General features: G+C 75.0%; 16 protein-coding genes. 8 read left to right on the top strand and 8 right to left on the bottom strand.

The genetic code is table 11. The features are described from left to right. The 3 genes from IF37_RS0134810 to IF37_RS0134800 all read left to right on the top strand — a co-directional run. The coding region (locus IF37_RS0134810; RefSeq protein WP_030752267.1) for an amidohydrolase family protein at positions 1-330 on the top strand (330 nt) is incomplete at its 5' end. After that, positions 327-1,571, top strand: a complete 1,245-nt coding sequence (locus tag IF37_RS0134805; protein WP_030752264.1) for a cytochrome P450 — start codon at positions 327-329, stop codon at positions 1,569-1,571. The genes IF37_RS0134810 and IF37_RS0134805, both read left to right, overlap by 4 nt. 235 nt (positions 1,572-1,806) lie before the next feature. Further along, on the top strand, positions 1,807-2,424 hold the full coding sequence (locus IF37_RS0134800; protein WP_030752262.1) for a TOPRIM nucleotidyl transferase/hydrolase domain-containing protein: 618 nt from the start codon (positions 1,807-1,809) through the stop codon (positions 2,422-2,424). Between the two features lie 34 nt (positions 2,425-2,458). Here the strand turns inward: IF37_RS0134800 and IF37_RS0134795 are convergent, their stop codons facing one another. Beyond that, positions 2,459-4,540: a SpoIIE family protein phosphatase gene (locus IF37_RS0134795; protein WP_030752259.1), complete on the bottom strand. Its 2,082-nt coding sequence runs from the start codon at positions 4,538-4,540 to the stop codon at positions 2,459-2,461. A gap of 248 nt (positions 4,541-4,788) precedes the next feature. Here IF37_RS0134795 and IF37_RS0134790 point away from each other — a divergent pair, with 248 nt between their 5' ends. After that, complete coding sequence (locus IF37_RS0134790) at positions 4,789-5,358, top strand: TetR family transcriptional regulator (protein ID WP_030752257.1); 570 nt, start codon at positions 4,789-4,791, stop codon at positions 5,356-5,358. A gap of 159 nt (positions 5,359-5,517) precedes the next feature. Here IF37_RS0134790 and IF37_RS0134785 read toward each other — a convergent pair whose 3' ends face one another. The 4 genes from IF37_RS0134785 to IF37_RS0134770 form a co-directional block, all read right to left on the bottom strand. Then, positions 5,518-6,561, bottom strand: a complete 1,044-nt coding sequence (locus IF37_RS0134785; RefSeq protein ID WP_030752254.1) for a 2-hydroxyacid dehydrogenase — start codon at positions 6,559-6,561, stop codon at positions 5,518-5,520. A gap of 64 nt (positions 6,562-6,625) precedes the next feature. Continuing rightward, positions 6,626-7,231 carry a histidine phosphatase family protein gene (locus tag IF37_RS0134780; protein WP_030752252.1) on the bottom strand — a complete coding sequence of 202 codons (606 nt, stop codon included), beginning with the start codon at positions 7,229-7,231 and terminating at the stop codon, positions 6,626-6,628. Continuing rightward, entirely contained in the window at positions 7,228-8,742 is a 1,515-nt protein-coding gene (locus IF37_RS0134775) for an FGGY-family carbohydrate kinase (protein ID WP_030752249.1), read from the bottom strand. Before IF37_RS0134775 ends, IF37_RS0134780 begins: the two co-directional genes overlap by 4 nt. After that, positions 8,735-10,306: an FGGY-family carbohydrate kinase gene (locus tag IF37_RS0134770; RefSeq protein ID WP_030752247.1), complete on the bottom strand. Its 1,572-nt coding sequence runs from the start codon at positions 10,304-10,306 to the stop codon at positions 8,735-8,737. The genes IF37_RS0134775 and IF37_RS0134770 overlap by 8 nt, the downstream gene beginning before the upstream one ends. A gap of 339 nt (positions 10,307-10,645) precedes the next feature. Between IF37_RS0134770 and IF37_RS0134765 the strand changes: the two genes are divergently transcribed. The 4 genes from IF37_RS0134765 to IF37_RS0134750 all read left to right on the top strand — a co-directional run bounded on the left by IF37_RS0134765 (position 10,646) and on the right by IF37_RS0134750 (position 16,307). Continuing rightward, positions 10,646-11,476 carry a DeoR/GlpR family DNA-binding transcription regulator gene (locus IF37_RS0134765; RefSeq protein ID WP_052845535.1) on the top strand — a complete coding sequence of 277 codons (831 nt, stop codon included), beginning with the start codon at positions 10,646-10,648 and terminating at the stop codon, positions 11,474-11,476. Positions 11,477-11,726: 250 nt separating this feature from the next. Next, entirely contained in the window at positions 11,727-13,049 is a 1,323-nt protein-coding gene (locus tag IF37_RS0134760; protein WP_063886437.1) for an MFS transporter, read from the top strand. A gap of 106 nt (positions 13,050-13,155) precedes the next feature. Then, on the top strand, positions 13,156-13,899 hold the full coding sequence (locus IF37_RS0134755) for an HAD family hydrolase (protein WP_030752238.1): 744 nt from the start codon (positions 13,156-13,158) through the stop codon (positions 13,897-13,899). Then, complete coding sequence (locus IF37_RS0134750; RefSeq protein ID WP_030752235.1) at positions 13,896-16,307, top strand: glycoside hydrolase family 65 protein; 2,412 nt, start codon at positions 13,896-13,898, stop codon at positions 16,305-16,307. The genes IF37_RS0134755 and IF37_RS0134750 overlap by 4 nt, the downstream gene beginning before the upstream one ends. A 202-nt stretch (positions 16,308-16,509) precedes the next feature. On the opposite strand, the gene IF37_RS0134745 is transcribed toward IF37_RS0134750, so the two are convergent. The 3 genes from IF37_RS0134745 to IF37_RS0134735 form a co-directional block, all read right to left on the bottom strand. Next, positions 16,510-17,166 (bottom strand): hypothetical protein, encoded by a 657-nt coding sequence (locus IF37_RS0134745; protein ID WP_052845536.1) that lies wholly within the window; start codon positions 17,164-17,166, stop codon positions 16,510-16,512. 205 nt (positions 17,167-17,371) lie between these two features. Continuing rightward, positions 17,372-18,511, bottom strand: coding sequence for a peptidoglycan-binding protein (locus IF37_RS0134740; protein WP_030752229.1), 1,140 nt, complete (start codon positions 18,509-18,511; stop codon positions 17,372-17,374). Positions 18,512-18,620: 109 nt separating this feature from the next. Beyond that, complete coding sequence (locus tag IF37_RS0134735) at positions 18,621-19,838, bottom strand: hypothetical protein (protein WP_030752226.1); 1,218 nt, start codon at positions 19,836-19,838, stop codon at positions 18,621-18,623. Positions 19,839-20,332 lie beyond the last annotated feature (494 nt).

Genomic DNA, 20,332 nt, shown 5'->3' with positions numbered 1-20,332 from the left:
CCCTCGGCCCGTCCGGGCGGCAGCGGGCCGGCCGCGCCCCGTCCCGCCGCCACCGGCCCCGCCACCACCGGCCCGGTCGCCGCCGATCCGGGCGCGGCGCTGCGGCGGATGTACGTCGACACGAGTCCCTTCAGCGCGGCGCACCTGAGTCTGAACGCGGAGGTGCTGGGGCCCGAACGGATGCTGTTCGGCACCGACTCACCGCCGATCGCCGCACCGCTGGAGGACTTCATCCACATGATAGAGAAGCTGCCGCTCGACAAGGCGTCCCAGCAGCTCGTCCTCGCCGGCAACGCCCAGGCCCTCTTCGACCTCAGGAGCCGTCCGTGACCACCACGCAGGAGGCCGTCACCGCGGCCGAGCGGTGCACCCCCGAGTTCCGGCGCGACCCGCACGCGGTCTACGCCCGGCTGCGCGCGGCGGCGCCCGTCTGCCCCATGCGACCGCCGCACGGCAACGAGACGTACCTGATCACCCGGTACGAGGACGCGCGTGCGGCCCTCTCGGACCCGCGGCTGAGCAAGGACATGTACGGCGCCATGGACGCCTACCGGAGCATCTTCGGTGACTCGTCCGTCGCGCTGGACGACAACATGCTCAACTCCGACGCCCCCAAGCACACCCGGCTGCGCCGGCTGGTCAACTCCGCGTTCACCCCGCGGCGCGTGCAGGCGCTCAGGCCGCGGATCGAGGAGGTCGTCCTGGACCTGCTCGCCCGGTGCCCGGCCCGGGAGCCGTTCGACCTGCTGCCGGCGTTCGCGTTCCCGCTGCCCGTCATCGTGATCTGCGACCTGCTCGGCGTGCCGCCGCGGGACCGGGCGCGGATGCAGCAGCTGTCCACCACGGTGGCGCGGACCGGCTTCGGCGAGGAGTTCAAGCGGGCCCAGCAGAAGGCGGAGGAGGACCTGCACGCGTACTTCACCGAGCTGATCGACGCCAAGCGGGAACATCCCGGTGACGACCTGCTCAGCGCGCTCATCGCGGTCCGGGACGGCGCGGACGGCGGACTCACCGAGAGCGAACTCGTCTCCACCGCCTTCCTGTTGATGTTCGCGGGGCACAAGACGACCGCGTACCTCATCGGCAACGCCGTGCACCACCTGCTCTCCCACCCCGCGCAGGCTCGCGCCGTGCGGGAGGACCCGGAGCTGATCCGGGCGGCCGTCGAGGAACTGGTGCGCTACGACGGCTCGGTCGAGAGCGCCACGTTCCGCTACGCGACCGAGGACGTGGAGTACGGCGGGACCCTCATCCCGAAGGGCGCCCTGGTCCAGATCGCGCTCAGCTCGGCCAACCGCGACCCGCGGAAGTTCGACGCCCCGGACGAGCTGGACGTGACCCGGCCGGGCAACGCGCAGGACGCCCACCTGGGCTTCGGGCACGGCAGCCACTACTGCCTGGGCGCCCCGCTGGCCCGGCTGGAGACGCAAGCGGCGCTGACGCTGCTGTTCGACCGGTTCCCCCGGGCGGCCCTGGCCGACCCCGGCGCCGCGCCACGCTGGCTGGAGGTGCCGTTCCCCGCCTTCCGTGGTCTGGCCGAGCTGCCCGTCGTCCTCGATCCGGCCGTCTGAGCGGGGCCCGGGAGGCCCGGCCGCCCGCCGCCGACACCGCGCGGCGGGTGCCGGGGTGGTGAGGACGGCGAGGCGGGCGATGACCCGTCCAGCCGACGGCGGGCTTCCGATTCGGTAGGCAGGTCTACCCAGAGTGGAGGGCGCCGGGAGGTCCGGGAAGCGGCCCGGTGCCCGCGCGCCGCGGCGGGCGGTAATTCCGTGGCGAGGGCGGGCGGGGAGGGCGGAGACTCGTCCCATGGCGGACATGGGGGCGTTCCGGGCGGCGGTCACGGCATGGGCGGCCGGTGGCCCCGGCACCCCGGCGCGCGAGCTGGCGGACGCGCTGGACGTCCGGACGGCCGCCCTCGTCGAGGGGCCGAGCGACGCGGCGGCGGTCGACGCGCTGGCCGCCCGCCGCGGCCGGGACCTGGCGGCCGAGGGAGTCTGCGTGCTGCCGATGGGCGGCGCGATGAGCGTCGGCCGCTTCGTCCGCGTCCTCGGGCCGGCCGGTCTGGACCTGCGCCTGACGGGCCTGTGCGACGAGGCGGAGCGCCCCTACTACGCCCGCGCCCTGGACGGGGCCGGCCCGGTCCGGCACGGCTTGTTCGTCTGCGCGGCGGACCTGGAGGACGAACTGATCCGCGCGCTGGGCGTCGCCCGGGTGGCGGAACTGGTGCGGGCGGAGGGCGACCGGCGGGCCCTCGACACCTTCCTGCGGCAGCCCGCGCAGCGGGACCGCACCGCGCGGCAGCGGCTGCGGCGCTTCCTCGGCACCCGCAAGGGCCGCAAGATCCGCTACGGCCGGGTGCTCGTCGAAGCCCTGGACGCCGACCGCGTGCCCGCCCCGCTCGACGGGCTGCTCGCCGCTCTCTGACCGCCCCCCGTCCGGCACGGGCCGCCGGGCCGCCTCAGCCGGTGTCGAGCGGCCGGGCGCGGGCGATGAGGAGGGCGACGTCGTCGTGGCCGGCCGGGTGGCGCAGGTGCTCCAGGAGCCGGTCGCAGGTCTCCTCGGTGGACCGGTCCGCCGGGGACAGCAGCCGCAGCAGCGCTTCCAGGCGTTCGTCGATCGGGTCGTTGCGGGTCTCGACCAGTCCGTCGGTGTAGAGCACGAGCCGGTCCCCCGGCTCCACCGCGAAGGCGGAGGTCTCGAAGGGGACGCCGCCTACGCCGAGCGGGGTGCCGGTGGGCAGGTGGAGCAGTTCCGGCGGTCCGCCGGCCCGCACCAGGACCGGGGGCAGATGACCGGCGGACGCCACGTGCAGCAGGGCGCGGCGCGGGTCGTAGACCGCGTACACGCAGGTGGCGATGTACGGGTCCAGGGTGTGGGTGATCCGGTCCAGGTGGGTGAGGATCCGGGCGGGGTCCAGGTCGAGGTCGGCCAGGGTGGAGGTCGCGGTGCGCAGACGGCCCATGGTGGCGGCGGCCGGGATGCCGCTGCCCATGACGTCGCCCACGGTGAGGGCCGTGCGGTCGTCGTCGAGCGGGATCACGTCGTACCAGTCCCCGCCGACCTGGCTGCGGGCCTGGGCGGGCCGGTAGCGGACGGCCACCTCCAGGCCGGGGCGGCGGGGCGGCGGTTGCGGGAGGAGGCTGCGCTGGAGGGTCTCGGCGGCGCTGCGGATGTGCTGGTGCAGGACGGCGTTGTCGATGCTGAGCGCGGCGGACGAGGCCAGCTCGCAGGCGAGGGTGAGGTCGTCCTCGTCGAACGGCACGGGGTTGCGGGCCCGGGCCAGGCCCATGACGCCGAGGACCTTGTCGCGGGCGATGAGGGGGACGGCCATGTCGGTGTGGACGCCGGCCCGGGCGAGCTGGCGGGCCGCCTCGGGATCGGTGGCGACGCGGGTGAGGTCGCCGCCGTCGAGGTGGGTGATGAGCAGCGGGCGGCGGGTGCGGAGGCAGTACGACGCCGGATGGTCGGCGTGGTAGGTGGTGAGGCTGCCCGGCGGCACGATCGCCCGGTCGGCGTCCGTGGCGTACGCGGTCTTCGTCGCCACGGCGCGCAGCAGCGCCGGGCCGTCGCCGGGGTCCGCGCGGCCCGTCCTCAGGAGCGAGTCGAGCAGGTCCACCGCGACCATGTCGGCCAGGTCGGGCACCAGGACGTCGGCCAGTTCCCGGGCGGTGCGCTCCACCTCCAGGGTGGTGCCGATCCTGGCCGAGCCGTCGGCGATCAGCCGCAGCCGCCGCTGGGCCCGGTCGGCCCGCTCGGCCGCCCGGTAGCGGTCGGTGACGTCCACCACCACGGTGACGATGCCCAGCACGCGCCCCTGGTGGTCCTCCAGCCGGTAGATCGACACCGCCCAGGCGTGCTCGTTCTCCGGGTCGGCCTCGGTGCGGCCCACCACCTGCTGCTCCACCACGGGGACGCCCGTGTCCAGGACCCGCCGCATCACGGCCTCCGCGTCCCGGAAGGCCGCGCCGGCCAGGATCTCGCGGAAGGGCCGGCCGATGTGGTCGGCCTCGGCGCGGCCGTGCATGCCGGCCAGGGCCGGGTTGACGGCCAGGTACCGCAGGTCGGTGTCGAGGACGGCGAGCCCGATGGGCGCCTGGGTGACCAGCCGGTTGGAGAGGGCCAGTTTGCGTTCCATCTGGCTCAGGGCGATCCGGTCGGTGGCCAGCCCCAGGGCGTAGTGGTCACCGAGGTGGTCCGTCAGCCGCATGTTGCGGAACTCGATCATGCGGGTGGTGCCGTCCTTGTGCCGGACGGGGAACGCCCCGGCCCAGCCGCGGCCGGTCTCCATCACCTCGGCGAACAGGGTGACCGCGGCGTCCCGGTGTTCCGGGTGGAGGAGCAGCGACGCCGCGAACCGGCCCACCGCCTCGCCGTGGGTGTAGCCGAACAGTTCCTCGGCCTGCGGGCTCCACATGTCGATCCGGCCGTCGGCCTCCAGCAGCACCGCGGCGACGCCCAGCAGGTCCATCAGCCCGCTCGGGTCCACCGCGGCGCCCGCCAGGTGATCCGTCTGGTCCGGGCGCTGCCGCTCTCGTCTCATAGCGCGCCCTCCTTCCCTCGGACGGCCCGGCCGGTGCGCGCGCCTCGCCCCGCGGGCCTGGGGACGGGGTTCCCGCGGATCGGCGGATCAACAGCCCTTTCCACGATGTGGCACGGAAGCCGGGACGGCCACGGCGCGGCGGGCCGGGAGGGCGCCGTCGTCGCCGTCCGCCCGCGGTGTCACCGACGACCTTCCCTGGGAGCGGGTACATGTCAATAATGTGATGTTCGCTTGCTAGGGTGGCGCGCATGCCACGGGATTCCCACGCGACCAGGGCCCGGCTGCTCGAGGCCGCCTTCGCCGAATTCGCCGCCCACGGCATAGCCGGCGCCCGGGTGGACCGGATCGCCGGGGCGGCCGGCGCGAACAAGCGGCTGATCTACGCCTACTTCGGCAACAAGGAGCGGCTCTTCGACGAGGTGCTGCGCCGGGCGGAGGAGGCGGGTGTGGAGGCGGTCCCGTTCGACGCGGACGACCTGCCGGGGTACGCCGGCGCGGTCTTCGACCACCTGGTGGCCCGGCCGGACCTCATGCGGCTGCGCCTGTGGCGGCTCCTGGAACGCCCCGCCGCCGACGGCGCCGAGCCGGAGGCCGCCCGGCACCGGACCGCCGACGCGGCCGACGCGCAGCGGCGTGGCGCGCTCTCCCGGGAGATGGCGCCCGCCGATCTCCTGACCATGGTGCTCGCCGCCGCCCAGGCGTGGTTCTGGGCCGGCCAGGGCGGCGGGAACTGGTCACCGGAGCGGCTGGCCGAGCACCGTGCGGCGGTCGTCGAGACCGCCCGCCGACTGAGCACCCCGGAGCCCACCACCGAGTGACGGCGCACTCACACGCCCCCGGAGCGCGCGCCATCGCCGGGGCCTCCACCACGACCCCGGCGCCCCCGCACACCCGGACGAGGACACCGCGCCGGCACCGGCCGGGCCTCGCCCAGGGGTGTCCGGCCGTCCCGCGCGCCCGCCGGCCATGGCGGTGCCTCAGCCGCCGGTGACCTCGGGGTTGGCGCAGTGGGCCAACGGCTCGCCGCGCAGGAAGCGGGCGGCCTCGGCGGCGACGATCCGGGCGGCCTTGTGGGCGACCTCGCGGCTGGCACCGGCGATGTGCGGGGTGAGGACGACACCCGGGGTGGACAGCAGGCGCGCACCGGCCGGTACCGGTTCCGCGGGGAACACGTCGAAGCCGGCCGCCGCCAGCCGGCCCGAGTCCAGGGCGTCGCACACCGCGTCGTAGTCGACCAGGGCGCCGCGGGCGCAGTTGACCAGGACCGCGCCCCGCGGCATCGCCTCGATCCGGGCCCGGTCCAGCAGACCGCGGGTCTCGTCGGTCACGCGCGCGTGCAGGGAGACGATCCTGGACCGGCTCAGCAGCTCGTCCAGGGACACCGGCTCCGCCACGCCCCGCACCGCCTCGGGGTCCACGTAGGGGTCGTGGACGAGGACCGTGGCCCCCATGGCCCGCAGCACGGGGGCGACGCGCGAGCCGACGGCGCCGAAGCCGACCAGTCCCACGACCGAGCCGTCGATCTCGATGCCGCAGCGGGTGTAGTCGTAGGAGTCGCCGCGCCACACGCCCCGCCGCAGCTCGGTGTGGACGTCGCCGATCCCGCGGGCGGCGGCGAGGATGAGGGCCAGGGCGTGCTCCGCGGTGGCGACGGCGTTGCGGCCGGGGGCGTAGCAGACTGCGACGCCGTGCCGGGTGGCGGCCGCCAGGTCGGCGTTGACCGGTCCGCCCCGGCTGACGCAGAACAGCTCCAGGTCCGGGCAGGCGGCCAGCACGCGTTCGGTGAGGGGCGCCAGCTGGGTCACGCAGATCCGCGCGCCGCGCAGCGCCTCGGTCATCTCCTCCTCGGTGCCGGACGCCTCGTCGACCTCGGCGACCTTGCCGAACGGGGTGTGGGGCCACGGCAGCAGGTGCTGCCGGACGTCCAGGTCGAGACCCGCGGGCGCCGCCGCGCGCAGTTCCTGTTCGAGCAGCCGGGGCAGGACGAAGTGGTCGCCGGCGGCGAGGACGGTGGTGGGCACGGAGGTCTCCCGGAGGGCGAGGACGGACGGTGCGGACGGGGAGGCGGGGGTTCGTGGCGGGGGTTCAGCGGACGGGGGCGTTGAAGCGCAGCAGGGCCGCCCGGTCGTCGCCCAGCCGCAGTTCGGTCAGCGCGCCGTTGTCCAGGCGGGGGAAGACCCGGCGGTAGCCGGCGAGGGGGATGCCGAGCAGCTCGCACAGCACGAGGCGCAGCAGGGTGGAGTGGGCCACGACCAGGACGCGTCCGTCGGGGAGCTTGTGCGCGGTCTCCCGGAGGCAGCCCACCGCGCGGTCCGCCGCGGCGGCGGGGTCCTCCCCGCCGGGCAGGTGGTGGGCGACCGGGTCGGCGAGGAAGGCGGCGAGCGCCTCGGGGAACGCCTCGGCCATCTCGGCGCGGGTGAGGCCGTCGCCGCGGCCGAAGTCCACCTCATACAGGCGTTCGTCGACGCGGGGGATGAGCCCGAGCGCGGCCGCGGCGGGCTCCGCGGTGAGCCGGGCCCGGGACAGCGGGGAGCAGAGCACGGCGTCCAGGCGCTGCCCGGCGGCCCACGCCCCCAGCTCGGCGGCCTGCCGGCGGCCGCGTGCGGTGAGGGGGACGTCGGTGCGGCCGGCGTACCGGTTGTCCGCGTGCCACACGGTCTCCCCGTGGCGTACGAGTACGAAGTCGGTCACGGCCGGGCCTTTCCGCGCGCGTGCCCGGCCACGGCCGGGGCCAGCCAGCCGCGGCGGACCAGCGCGTCGACGAAGTCGAGGTAGACGGGGAGCAGTCGGGCGGTGCGGGCGGGGTCGGGCCGCAGTTCCTCCCGCAGCCGCACCATGGCGCCCGCGGCCTCCTGAAGCGTGGCACCGGAGGCGGTGGCGGCCAGCACCGCCATGCCGAGGGCGCTCTCGGCCTGTTCCGGCAGCCGGGCGGGGCGGCCGAGGACGTCGGCGCGCAGCTGCGCCCAGTAGCGGTTGCGGGAGCCGCCGCCGGTGAAGGTGAGCGGTCCGCCGACGGGGGCGCCGAGGTGGTCGAGGTAGTCGAGGCAGAGTCGTTCGACGAAGGCCACGCCCAGCAGGCAGGCGTGGAACTCCTCCGCGTCGCCGGCGGGTTCGCCGAGGACGAAGGGGGTGGCCCCGGGCGCGCGGAACGGGAAGCGTTCGCCGCCGGAGCCGACGAGGGGGTAGACGACGGCGGTGGAGCCGGTCGCGGCGGCCCGCGCGGTCAGCGCGTCCAGGCCGGCGGGGTCCGTCCCGGGGAAGCGGTCGGCGAGGACACCGGCGCCGCTGCTGGAGGCGCCGCCGGGCAGCCAGGTGCCGCCGGGGCCGCGGTGGCAGTAGACCACGCCGCCGGGGTCGCGGACGAGGCTCCGGCTCGCGCCCTTGAGCACCAGGGTCGTGCCCAGTACGGAGTTCCAGGCGCCCGGTGCCAGCGCGCCGGCCCCGATCTGCGCCGCGCAGCCGTCGGTCATGCCGGCGCTGATCAGGGTGCCGGCGGGGATGCCGGTCTCCTCGGCCGCGTCGGCGCACACGGTGCCGAGGACCGTCCCGGGCCGTACGACGTCGGGCAGCAGGCCGGCCGGGACGCCGAGCGCGGTCAGTTCCGCCTCGGGCCACCGCTCGGTGATCAGGTCGTAGCCGGTCTTCAGGGCGTGGCTGGCGTCGCTCGCGACCTGGTGCCCGGCCAGCCGCCAGGTGACCAGGTCGGCCTGGTGCAGCAGGCGCGCGCCCGGCGGCAGGCCCCCGCCGCCCGGCCGGGTCCGGTCGTCCAGCAGCCAGAGCAGCTTGGGCAGGGCCCAGGACGGCTGCATGGCGCGGTAGCCGAGTTCCTCCCAGACCCGCGCACCGAGCGTGTTGACGCGGTCGGTGTAGGCGTCGGCCCGGCGGTCGTCGTACATCAGCCCCGGGGTGAGCGGGGTGCCCGCCGGGTCGGTCAGCAGCACGGTGCCGGAGGTGGCGTCCACGGCCAGGTCGCGCACCCGGCGCGGGTCGACGCCGGTCAGGGCCGCACGGCAGGCGGCGGCGAGCGCGGACCACCACTGTTCGGGGTCCTGCTCGTGGCGTACGCCGGTGCGGTGGCCGGTCAGCGGACGGGAGGCGGCGCCGAGCAGCCGGCCGGTGCCGTCCACGGCGACCGCGCGGGCGCTCTGGGTGCCGAGGTCGAGTCCGAGGTGGACCGCGTCGGCGGACAGCGCGTCAGACATGCGGGGCCTTGGGGGCGGGGGCGGGGGCGGCGGCCGGTACGACGGCGGGCGCCACGGTGGCGGCGGACGCCGGCGGGGCCGTGGGCGCGGGTGCCCAGCCGAGCGAGCGGGCCGTGTCGCGCCAGGTGAGGTACGTGTCGTAGAGCCCGTCGTAGAACGCGGCGCGTTCGGGGTCCGGTTCCCAGGTCGAGCGCATCCGGACGTACTCGGCGGCGGCGCCGCCGAGGCCGCTCGCCGCCCCGGTGAGCACGAGGCCGGTCAGGAAGGCGCCCTTGGCGCCCGGTTCGGTGTCGGCGCCGCGTGCCGTCGGCACCCCGGTGACGTCCGCGATGAGCCGGCACCAGTCGTCGCTGGCGGCTCCGCCACCGCACAGGCGCAGTTCACGGACGTCGGTCCCGGACGCGGCGAGGCAGTCGCGGACGACGAGGGAGAGCCCCTCGAAGACGGCGCGGGCGACATGGGCGGGGGTGTGGTCGAGGGACAGGCCCCAGAAGACGCCGCAGGCGCGCGGGTCGAGGAACGGGGCGCGTTCGCCGGCGGGCGACAGGTACGGCAGGAACGCCAGTCCGTCCGCGCCCGGCCCGGTGCCGAAGGCGAGCCTGCCGAGGCGGGCGGGGTCCTCCACGGCCAGGGTGCGGCAGGCCCAGTCGACGACCTCGGTGCCGGAGAGGGTGGGGAAGGCGCGCAGGACGCGTTCCCGGCCGTGGTAGGCGATGTTGATGCCGCAGGGTTCACCGGTGGTGTCCGGCTCGCTGGTGACGATCTCGGTGCACAGGGTGGTGCCGAGGATGGCGCACGCCTGCCCGGGGTCGACGGCTCCGGCGCCGCGGGCGGTGGCGGCGATGTCGTAGGGGGCCATCACGACGGGCAGGCCGGCGGGCAGGCCGAGTTCGGCGGCGGCGTGGGGGGTGATCTCGGCGACGCGCTCGTGCTCGCCGAGGATCCGCGGCAGCAGCGGCTCGGCCCACCGCAGGGCGAACAGGTCGAGGATGGCCGGGTCGTAGCCGCCGGTGGCGTGGTCCAGGAAGGGCGCGGAGGCGTCGGACTCGTCGACGGCGGTGAGGCCGGTGAACCGCAGGAACAGCCAGCCGGCCGCCGTCAGCGCGGTGCGGGAGCGCCGCAGCCGTTCCGGGTCGTGCGCGGCGAGCCAGCCGAGCACCGCGTTCGGCATGCCGGCGCAGGTGAGCGAGCCGTTGCGGCGGAACGCCTGTTCCAGCACGCCGTCGGCCTGCCAGCGGGTGAGCAGGTCGGCGGCGCGTCCGTCGGACCACAGGACGGCCGGGCCGGTGGGGCGGCCGTCGCCGTCCACGAGCCAGCAGCCGTCGCCCTGGGCCGTGAAGCTCACCAGCCGCACCGGGGCCCGGCCGGGGCCGAGCCGGGACAGGGCGTCGCGCACGGTGGCGACGACTCCGCTCCACACGGCGTCCATGTCCTGCTCCGCCCACCCGGGGCGGGGCCGCAGCACGTCGGTGCCGACGCGGGAGACCACCCGCTCGTGGCCGTCGTCGTCGAACACGACGGATTTGATGACCGAGGTGCCGACGTCGATCGTGAGAACCGGCATGACTGCGCTCCCTGCCCCTCCACGAAGGCCGCGCCCACGGGCCGGGGCGCCGGATCGAGCGGTCCGGCCGTGCGAGGCCGGCGGACATCAGGGAAACGCCTCGCGTGGGGGCCGTCAATCGGCCTCGCGGCTTATCCCGCGGGCGGCTCCGGACGCCGTGTGAAATTCCTCCCGGCCGCGGAACCGCCGCGACGCTCGTGCGCCGCTCGCCCGGACGGTGGCCCGGTCCCGGCCCGGCCGGCCGTGTTACGTTTATGTGGGTTTCTCATGAGCCCCTTCCCACCCGTGCGCCCCGCCGCGCGCCGGGGCGGGGCCGGAGCCCGGGGAGGAGCGGCTGCCATGGCCGGTGGGGACGCCCGTTCGGACGCCCGGGAGGAGCGCCGGAACCGGCTGCGCGAACTCGTCACGGGCGAGGGGTTCATCCGCACCGCCGACCTCGCGGCCCGGTTCGGCGTCAGCGTGATGACCGTCCACCGCGATCTGGACGCCCTCCAGGCCCAGGGATGGCTGCGCAAGGTGCGCGGCGGGGCGAGCTGTCTGCCCTCGACGCAGTTCCACGGCAGCGCCGGCGAACGCCTGACCACGATGGTGCGCACGAAGCAGCTGCTGGCGCGGGCCGCCGCCGGGGAACTGGCGCCCGGTCAGGTCGTGATGATCGACGACTCCACGACCTGCCTGCACCTGGTGCGGCACCTGCGGGACCACACGCCGGTCACGACGATCAGCAATTCACTGCCCGTCATCTCCGCGCTGGCCCGCGAGCCCGGCGTGGCCGTGATCGCCCTCGGCGGCACCTACTTCCCGGCGTACGACGCGTTCATGGGCGCGCACACGGCGCGGAGCGTGCAGGCGTTCCGGGCGGATGTGCTGTTCATGTCCACCACGGCGGTCACCGGGGGCCGCTGCTATCACATGTCACCCGAGACGGTGCAGGTCAAGCAGGCGATGATGGCGGTCGCCGGGCGGCGCGTGCTGATCATCGACCACACCAAGTTCGCCCATCAGGGGCTGTACGCGCTCGCTCCGCTGACCGACTTCGACCTGGTGCTCGTCGACGACGCGGCCCCGGCGGCGGAGGTACGGCGGCTGCGTGACAACGGGGTCCGGGTCCGTACCGTCGCCACGGCCGCCGCGCCGTCCGGCGCACCCGGGCCGCACGGCGCCACGTGAACATCACACGGTCCTCACTCGGCGGACCGTTCCGCGCCGGAGCGCGCCCACCCCGCCGATCTGCCGCGACGGTCCGGCCCCCGGGGCGCCGGCGCCCTTCCGGCACGGTGACTTAACGCCAGGCGTCACACGGTCCGCGAGGTGTTCTCCCCGGCGGATTGACCCCGTCGGGCAGCGGATCTTTCATCGGTGCACGCCGTGCGGCACTCCGCTCCCCTTTCCCCGAGCTTTCCCCGAGAAGGTGGCCACCGTGACCGTCCCCGCGCACCCTCGTTCCGAGCCCGAGGAGACCGGACCCCGTGGACTCCTGGACCGTGCGGGCATTCCGCGCGCCCTCGCGTGGGGCTTCCTCGGTGTCCTGATCTTCATGATCGGCGACGGGGTCGAATCCGGTTTCCTCTCGCCCTACCTGCTCGACCAGGGCGTCTCCAAGGACCGGGTGGCGCTGCTGTTCACCGTGTACGGCGTCACGGCGAGCGTCTCCGCGTGGTTCTCCGGGGCCCTCTCCGACCTGTGGGGGCCGCGCCGGGTGATGCTGCTGGGCCTCGGTGTCTGGACCACGTTGCAGGTGGTGTTCCTGGGCCTCGCGGTCCCGACGCACCACTACGCGCTGCTGGTGATCAGCTATGGCCTGCGCGGCTTCGGCTATCCGCTCTTCGCCTACGGCTTCCTGGTCTGGGTGACGGCGGTGACCCCCCGGCACCGGCTCGGCTCCGCCGTGGGCTGGTTCTGGTTCGCCTTCACCGGCGGGCTGCCCACCCTCGGCTCGCTCGCCGCCAGCTTCACGGTGCCGTGGCTGGGCGCGTACCGCACCCTGTGGTTCTCGCTGGTCCTCGTGGTCGCGGGCGGTCTGGTCGCGCTGTTCCTGGTGCGCGAGCCGAGGGGCAGGAACCGGCTGGCACCCCCCGGTGAGCGGCCGGTGGCGACGCTGCTCGGCTCGCTCTCCATCCTCTGGCGCGAGCCGCGGATCGGCGCCGGGGCGGTGGTGCGCGCCGTCAACACCGCCGCCCAGTTCGGCTTCCTGGTGTTCCTGCCGGTCTACTTCACCGACACGCTGGGGTTCTCCCTGACCGAGTGGCTGCGGCTGCTGTCGGCGATGTTCGCCACCAATATCTTCTTCAACCTGCTCTTCGGCCTGGTCGGCGACCGGCTCGGCTGGCAGCGCACCGTGGCCTGGTTCGGCGGGGTCGGCTGCGCGGTCACCACGCTGCTGCTCTACTACGGCGCTTCGGCCGCGGGCGACGACTTCCCACTGGCCATGCTGCTGGTGAGCCTCTTCGGTGCCACCCTCGCCGGCTATGTGCCACTGTCCGCGCTCATGCCCTCCCTGGCCCCGGAGCACAAGGGCCAGGCGATGTCGGCGCTCAATCTCGGCGCGGGCGCCAGCACCTTCGTCGGTCCGGCCGTGGTCGCCCTGTTCCTGGGGCCGCTCGGCGTCCAGGGCGTGATGTGGGTCTTCGCCGCGCTGTATCTGGCGAGCGCCGGTCTGACCCTCTTCCTCACCCTGCCCGGGCGGACCGCCGCGGCCGGCACCGGGTCGGTGCCGGCACCGACCGGGACCGGGCGGACCTGAGCGCGTCCGTCCGGCGCCCGGGCCTGGACCGAGCGGGTGCCTTCCGGCGTGCCGGGGCGGTGCGCCGCCGCCACCGGCCCTGCGTGCCTCCTCTAGCCTCGGCGGCATGCTGGGGCTTCCTGCGCACATCCGTGCCTGCCTGTTCGACCTCGACGGGGTGCTCACCCGGACCGCGAAAGTGCACGCGGCGGCCTGGAAGGAGATGTTCGACGGCTATCTCCGCGAGCGCGCGAACCGGGAGGGCACCGCGTTCGTGGCCTTCGACGCCGTCCGCGACTACGACGAGTACGTGGACGGACGCCCCCGTGCGGACGGGGTGCGCACGTTCCTCGCCGCGCGCGCGATCGAATTGCCCGAGGGCACCGCGGACGATCCGCCGGACGCGGAGACCGTGCACGGGCTGGGCAACCGCAAGAACATCCTGGTGCTGCGGCGGATCCGGGAGGACGGGGTGGAGCCGTACGAGGGCTCGGTCCGCTTCGTGCGCGCGGTGCGGGAGGCCGGTCTGCGCCGCGCGGTGGTGTCGTCCAGCGCGAACTGCCGGGACGTGCTGGTGGCGGCCCGGATCGAGGACCTGTTCGAGGAGCGGATCGACGGTGTCGTGGCGCACGAGCGCCGGCTGCGCGGCAAGCCCGCCCCCGGCACCTTCCTGGAGGCGGCGCGGCGGCTGGGGACGGAAGCAGGCGCCGCGGCCGTGTTCGAGGGCGCCCTGGCCGGCGTCGAGGCGGGCCGGGCGGGCCGGTTCGGCCTGGTCGTGGGGGTCGACCGGGTGGGCCAGGCGGAGCAGGTGCGGGCGCACGGGGCGGACGTGGTGGTCCGGGACCCGGCCGAACTCCTGGAGGCACGGTGATCACGCACCCGAGTTTCACGGTCGAGCCGTGGTCCCTGCGCGAGACGGAGCTGAACCTCGACGTCCTGGCCCAGAGCGAATCGGTGTTCGCGCTGTCCAACGGGCACATCGGATGGCGCGGGAACCTGGACGAGGGGGAGCCGCACGGACTGCCCGGCGCGTATCTCAACGGTGTCCACGAGCGGCACCCGCTGCCGTACGCGGAGGCGGGCTTCGGATACCCCGAGTCCGGCCAGACGCTGATCAACGTGACCGACGGCAAGGTCATCCGGCTGCTCGTCGACGACCACCCGTGCGATCTGCGCTACGGCCGGCTGCTGGACCACGAGCGGGTGCTGGACTTCCGCTCCGGTGTGCTCGGCCGGACCGCGCGGTGGACCTCGCCCGGCGGCCGGACGGTCCGGATCGCCTCGCGGCGGCTGGTCTCCTTCACCCAGCGCGCGGTGGCCGCCATCGTGTACGAGGTGGAGCCGGTCGACGGCCCCGTCACGGTGGCCGTGCAGTCCGAGCTGATCGCCAACGAGCAGTTGCCGCTCCTCACCGGTGACCCGCGGGTCGCCGCGGCGACCGAGTCCCCGCTGGTGCCCGAGGAGCACTTCGCGCAGGAGACCCGGCTGCGGCTGGTGCACCGCACCGACCGCAGCGGACTGCGGGTGGGGGCCGCCGCCGACCACCTCGTCGACGGCCCCGGGAGCACGCGCTGGACGGCGCAGAGCGAACCCGACTACAGCCGTCTGACGGTCACCGCTGACCTGGTGCCCGGTCAGCGGCTGCGCCTGGTGAAGTTCGTGGCGTACGGCTGGTCCGGGGAGCGTTCGCTGCCGGCCGTGCACGATCAGGTGGACGGCGCGGTGGCGGGCGCGGTCAGCACCGGCTGGGACGGACTGCTCGCCGCGCAACGGGCGTACCTGGACGACTTCTGGGCCCGCGCGGACGTCGAGGTGGAGGGCGACGCGCAGATCCAGCAGGCCGTGCGGTTCGCCCTGTTCCACGTGCTCCAGGCGGCGGCCCGGGGCGAGAACCGCGCGATCCCCGCCAAGGGCCTGACCGGAACCGGCTACGACGGGCACTCCTTCTGGGACACCGAGTCCTATGTGCTGCCGGTGCTGACGTTCACCGCGCCGGAGGCGGTCGCGTCGGCCCTGCGCTGGCGGCACCGGACGCTGCCGGCGGCCCGGGAACGGGCGCGTCAGCTCGGGCTGTCGGGGGCGACGTTCCCGTGGCGGACCATCGACGGCGCCGAGTGCTCCGCCTACTGGCCCGCCGGGACGGCCGCCTTCCACGTCAACGCCGACGTCGCCATGGCCGTCGTACGGTACGTGGCGGTGACCGCGGACGAGGGGTTCGAGCGCGACGAGGGTCTGGAACTCCTCGTGGAGACCGCCCGGTTGTGGCGCTCCCTCGGGCACCACGACACCGAGGGCGTCTTCCACATCGACGGGGTCACCGGTCCGGACGAGTACAGCGCCCTGAGCCGGGACAACCTGTACACCAACGTGATGGCGCGGCAGAACCTGATCGCCGCCGCGGACGCCTCGGTACGTCATCCGGACCGGGCCGCGGAACTCGGTGTCGACGAGGAGGAGGCGGCGGCCTGGCGGGACGCCGCGGCCCGGATGGCGGTGCCGTACAACGCGTCCCTCGGCGTGCACGAGCAGTCGGCCGGTTTCACCACCTTGCGGCGCTGGGACTTCGAGGGCACCCCGGCGGACGGCTACCCGCTGCTGCTGCACTACCCCTACTTCGACCTGTACCGCAAGCAGGTGGTGAAGCAGGCGGACCTGGTGCTGGCGATGATGGAGTGCCCGGGTGCCTTCACCGAGGAGCAGAAGGCGCGCAACTTCGCCTACTACGAGGCGCTGACCGTCCGCGACTCCTCGCTGTCGGCGTCCTGCCAGGCGGTGCTGGCGGCCGAGACGGGGCACCTGCGGCTGGCCTACGCCTACCTCGGCGAGGCCGCGCTGATGGACCTGGACGACCTGGAGCACAACACCCGTGACGGGCTGCACATCGCCTCCCTCGCCGGGACCTGGATCGCCCTGGTCGCCGGGTTCGGGGGCATGCGCCGCTACCAGGGCGAGGAAGGCCACCCCGGCCGGCTGGCGTTCGTGCCGCGGCTGCCGGAGACGCTGTCCAGGATCGCGTTCACGGTGCTGGTGCGCGGACGCAGACTGCGGGTGGACGTCGGCCGGACGAACGTGCGGTACGCACTGGCGGAGGGCGAACCGCTGGTCGTGCTGCACCACGGGGAGCCGGTCACCCTGACCGCGGGCACCCCGGTAAACCGCCCGATGCCCCCGGCGCCCGCGCGGCCCGAGCCCCAGCAGCCCCCGGGCCGCCGCCCGATCGGCCTGCCCACCGGGGAGGGAGCCTGGGCGGGCCCACCCGAGCAGGGGCCTCCGTCCTGATCGGGTGGACCGGGCCGGGCTCCCGGAGCCTGGCCCGGTCCAGCCGCGGGACCCGGGTCCGGCGGGCCCGGTGACGGCCGCCCGGGTGGGCCGCGGGGCTACCGCGGCCGACTCCCGCCCCCTTCGCCCACCACCGTCGGTCCCCCGCGTCCGCTGTGCTCGTCCATGCCGGACGAGTCCCCGGTAAGCCGCTCGAACCCTGTCACCGGGTGCCCGGTTCACCGGGTCCGGCCGGGCGGGGGGTGCGCACCGTCGTCGTGACGCGGACGAGGCTGGGCTTGCGGGGCGTGGAGCCGAAGCCGAACCGTACGGGTGGTTCCACCGCGGTGAGGGAACCGAGGTCCCGCCCGTCCAGGACAGCGCTCGCCGTGTGGACGCGGTGCAGGTCGCGGGCGCCGTACCACTCGTACCGGCCGCCGCCTGCCGACCCGTGGGTCCGCACCCGCAGCAGGCGGGCCGGGCCGTACGTCACCGCCGTCCAGCCGGGCCGGGAGGCCAGCCGGCCGGGGACCGCCCGCAGCAGCAGCCCGGGCAGTCCGCGCCCGCCGACGGTGAACCGCAGGTCGAGCACCGGGCCGGCGGTGACTCTCCAGTGGCCGTCGGCGGCGCGGACGCGCACCGGTGCGAGGCGGACCTCGTCGAAGAGGTAGGTGCCGGCGATGAAGTCCGCCGTCCGCCGGTCCGGGGCCAGCAGCAGGCGGTGCCCGTCGTCCCGTTCCAGCATCACGTCGCTGAACGGGCCGAAGGGCGAGCGGGGCCAGTGGCCGAGGACCAGGCGGGTGCCGGACGTCGTGCCGAGGCCGGCGATCCAGCCGTCGAAGCGGAGCCGGACGCCGGCCCGCGCGGACCGGCGCGTCACGGTGCCCCCGGGGCGCCGCGGTACGGCGTCCCCGCTGTGGCGGGCGCACACCGCTGTGGTGCGCGGGGCCCGCCGGGCGCACACCGCTTCGGTCCGTACGGCATCACGCGCACCGACTCCCCGGGGGCCCCGCGCCGAAACCCGGGCCGACTCCCCCGGGGCCCCGCGCCGGAACCCGGGCGCCGGGAGACGCCGGCGGGAGGTGCTAGAACGGGACGGCCGCTTCGGTCAGGGCCGCGAGGATCGCCTCGCACAGTTGCTCGTCGACGCCGCCCGGCGGCAGGGGCGGGGTGTGGTCGGCGCGGAAGGCGTCGACGGCGGCGGCGGTCCGGTCGCCGGGAATCCCGTCGACGGCGCCGGCGTCGAAGCCCAGTGATCCGAGGGCCTGCTGGATGCCCGCGGTGGTGGCGACGTCGATGCGGACGTCGGGCGGTTCCGGGCCGGTCGAGCCGGAGGGCAGCCGGGCCGCCAGGTCGAAGTGCATCACGTCGCCGCTCTCGGCGGGGCCGAAGTCGCACACGCCCCAGCGCATGACGGGCAGGGGCGGATCGGCCGCCAGGGCGACCACCAGTTCGTGCCGGAGGTCGAGGAAGCCGTTCGCCGGATTGCGCGTGATCGCGGGCGCCAGGGAGACGGGACCGAACTGCATGGGGACGCGGACCACTTCGTAGTCGCGCATGATCTGGGTGAACCAGAACTCGACGTCGGTGCTCCAGCCGGGATGGGCCGCCGCGAACGCCGGATCGTTGAGGACGGCGGCGAGATTGGCCCTGGCCACGGCATCCGGCCACCGCTCCGCCGCCGGGATGCCGGCGAGCAGGGCCGCCTGGGAGGCGCGGGCGGCGTCGGCGACCGGGGGGCGGCCGAGGCGCGGCGGCGGTGTCAGGGTGGCCGGCATCGTGGGACTGAAGACGAGTTGCAGATAGCGGCTCACGGCGTTGGACGCGACGCCGAACCGCTGGAAGACGCTCGTGGTCGGTTCCCCCGGGGCCCGGGCACCGACGCTCGCCACCGAGGACGACTGCGTGAGGAAGGCCACCGCCCGGTCGAACACCACCGTCGCGCGCAGACGCGCCAGTCGCAGGGCGGCCGCGGGCGGGGCCGGGCCGGAGGGCGCCTCCCCGCCGAAGACGACCGCGCCGGCCGGGGTCGGGGTGCGGACGACGATGTAGGGGTTGGTCTCGTAGTCGACGTCGATCGCGTCGCCGGCCGTGTGCTGGCCACCCGGGTGCGCCGCGCCGTGGTTCTGGCGGAGTCCCGCCCATTCGGTGAGGGTGCCGGGGAACCCGGACAGGCCGTAGAGCGCCGTCAGGCCCGCTTCCGCGGCCCCGAGTCTGAGGGCCATCGCCGGGCTGACGCCTCCGTCGCAGTTCTTCCCCAAGAAGGTGTGAGCCGTGGGTGCCACTGCTCCTCCCCGGTGTCCGGTGCGGTGCCGGCGGAGTGCCGCCGGCGCTTCAGCCGGCCAGGAACTCCCAGCCGAATTCCTGCACGAAGCCGTCGTGCAGCATGTCGCCGAGCGACGGTACGCCCCAGCCCATCAGGGTCCGGGACTGGATGAGGCCCAGGCCGGTGCCGGCGGAGGCGTTGGCCGAGGCGACCGCCGCGCCGCGTGCGGCCGCCCAGGCGTCCAGGGCTCCGCTCGCCGCCGACCCGGACGTCGCGGACGAGGACGCCAGGGCGCCCCGGCGCGGCAGGATGTCACCGAGCGCGGCGATGGCCGGCGCCTGCGCGCGGGTGACGAAGCCGTCGTCGATCCCGCTGCGGATCACCCGGGCGAGGACCAGGCCGGTGAGCGCCGCCGTCCGGGGCTTGAGGTTGATCAGTCCGGCGGCGGGCACGTCGACGCGGAGCATGCCGCCGTCCCGGGGGGTGCCGCCGGGCTCGGTGACCTCGTAGGTGACGACCTGGACGCCCGGGTTGGCGGCCCGGACCGTGTTCAGCATGCGCCAGGTGTTGCGGGGCGAGGCGGGATTGGGCGGTACGGAGACCCCGGGTGGATCGGGGGGTGGTGTGGTGCCGCTCGGCAGCGGTGGCTGGTCCCCCCAGTACAGGGCGTCGAAGAAGATGAGCCGCGTGATGTCGCCGGGGGCGATGAACGCGTTGTTGATCGTGCCGTTGACGCCCCGGTAGCCGGTGCTGTATCCGGCGACGGTGTCGATCGTCACGCTGCCGGTGAAGGTGGGCAGGACGGTGGTGAGCAGGTCCCGCACCATGCCGGAGGTGATGCCGATCCCCCATGCCTGGCCCGCGGTGCTCGCCTGGGCTTCGACTCCCGGTACATAGACGAGGACACGGTTCGCGAGGCCCTCGAAGTAGGTGCGCAGGCCGTGCCGGTTGTACTCGTCGAACGCGCCGAACAGGACGGTGGCCTTCAGCCGCGCGCTGGGGTCGAGGCCCCCGGAGGCCAGGGTGGCCGGCGGGACGAACAGGAGGTATTCGTGCTGCCGCCCCTGGTTCACGGCCAGCATGTGGCTCTCCGGCTGCGGTCTCGGCACGCTCACCGGTGTCGAGGGGTCGAGCGGGTTGCGCAGGCTCTTCACCACGCTCAGCGGCTGGGTGAAGGGGCTGGTGAACCTGCTGAAGTGGACGCCGCGCGGGTTGGGGACCAGGGTGAACGGCGCCCATTCGTCCGGGAAGAACGCGTCGACGCGGCTGTCTCGCTGTGACGGCATGGTCGCCTCCCTGGCTGGTGGTGCGGAATTCCGCGGCCCGGCCTCGGGCCCGGCGGCGGGACACACGTCGCCGGTCCCGGGGCACGGCCGCGGACACACGGCATGGCGGAGACTTACGGCATGAAGGGCGCGAACGGCACGGCCCACGGACGGCACGGGCGCACGTACGAAAGGCACGCACGGAGGACGGCACGGGACGGCGGGCCTGACCGGCCGGGACTCGCCCCGCCTCGAAGCGCTGCGGCTCATCACGCCTCGGCGGAGGCCGGCTCGTTCCGCCTCAAAGGAGGCCGGGGAGCCGGGAGGGCGGCGTGCGCCTCACCGCTTCCAGTCTGCGCGCGATGCCGTCCCGGGACAACCGGAGGGAGCGCAGGTCAGGGCGGTGTGCCCGGCCCGCGGTCCCGTGTCGGCAGCCGTGCCCGAGGCATCGTCGGGTCGTGCGGGGCCGGGACACCGTCCGGCGGAGGTCACGGGCGGGGACCCGGACCACCGCC

It is taken from the genome of Streptomyces sp. NRRL S-31 (assembly GCF_000718775.1).
Taxonomy (GTDB): domain Bacteria; phylum Actinomycetota; class Actinomycetes; order Streptomycetales; family Streptomycetaceae; genus Streptomyces.
The sequence above is the reverse complement of the archived record's forward strand: the minus strand, read 5'-3'. Positions and strand labels throughout refer to the sequence as shown.

Bases quoted from the DNA above. Each gene is read 5' to 3' on its own strand.
- IF37_RS0134790 (WP_030752257.1), top strand. From the start codon at position 4,789: ATGCCACGGGATTCCCACGCGACCAGGGCCCGGCTGCTCGAGGCCGCC.
- IF37_RS0134775 (WP_030752249.1), bottom strand. From the start codon at position 8,742: ATGTCTGACGCGCTGTCCGCCGACGCGGTCCACCTCGGACTCGACCTC.
- IF37_RS0134740 (WP_030752229.1), bottom strand. From the start codon at position 18,511: ATGGCCCTCAGACTCGGGGCCGCGGAAGCGGGCCTGACGGCGCTCTAC.
- IF37_RS0134770 (WP_030752247.1), bottom strand. From the start codon at position 10,306: ATGCCGGTTCTCACGATCGACGTCGGCACCTCGGTCATCAAATCCGTC.
- IF37_RS0134795 (WP_030752259.1), bottom strand. From the start codon at position 4,540: ATGAGACGAGAGCGGCAGCGCCCGGACCAGACGGATCACCTGGCGGGC.
- IF37_RS0134765 (WP_052845535.1), top strand. From the start codon at position 10,646: ATGGCCGGTGGGGACGCCCGTTCGGACGCCCGGGAGGAGCGCCGGAAC.
- IF37_RS0134735 (WP_030752226.1), bottom strand. From the start codon at position 19,838: ATGCCGTCACAGCGAGACAGCCGCGTCGACGCGTTCTTCCCGGACGAA.
- IF37_RS0134800 (WP_030752262.1), top strand. From the start codon at position 1,807: ATGGCGGACATGGGGGCGTTCCGGGCGGCGGTCACGGCATGGGCGGCC.
- IF37_RS0134755 (WP_030752238.1), top strand. From the start codon at position 13,156: ATGCTGGGGCTTCCTGCGCACATCCGTGCCTGCCTGTTCGACCTCGAC.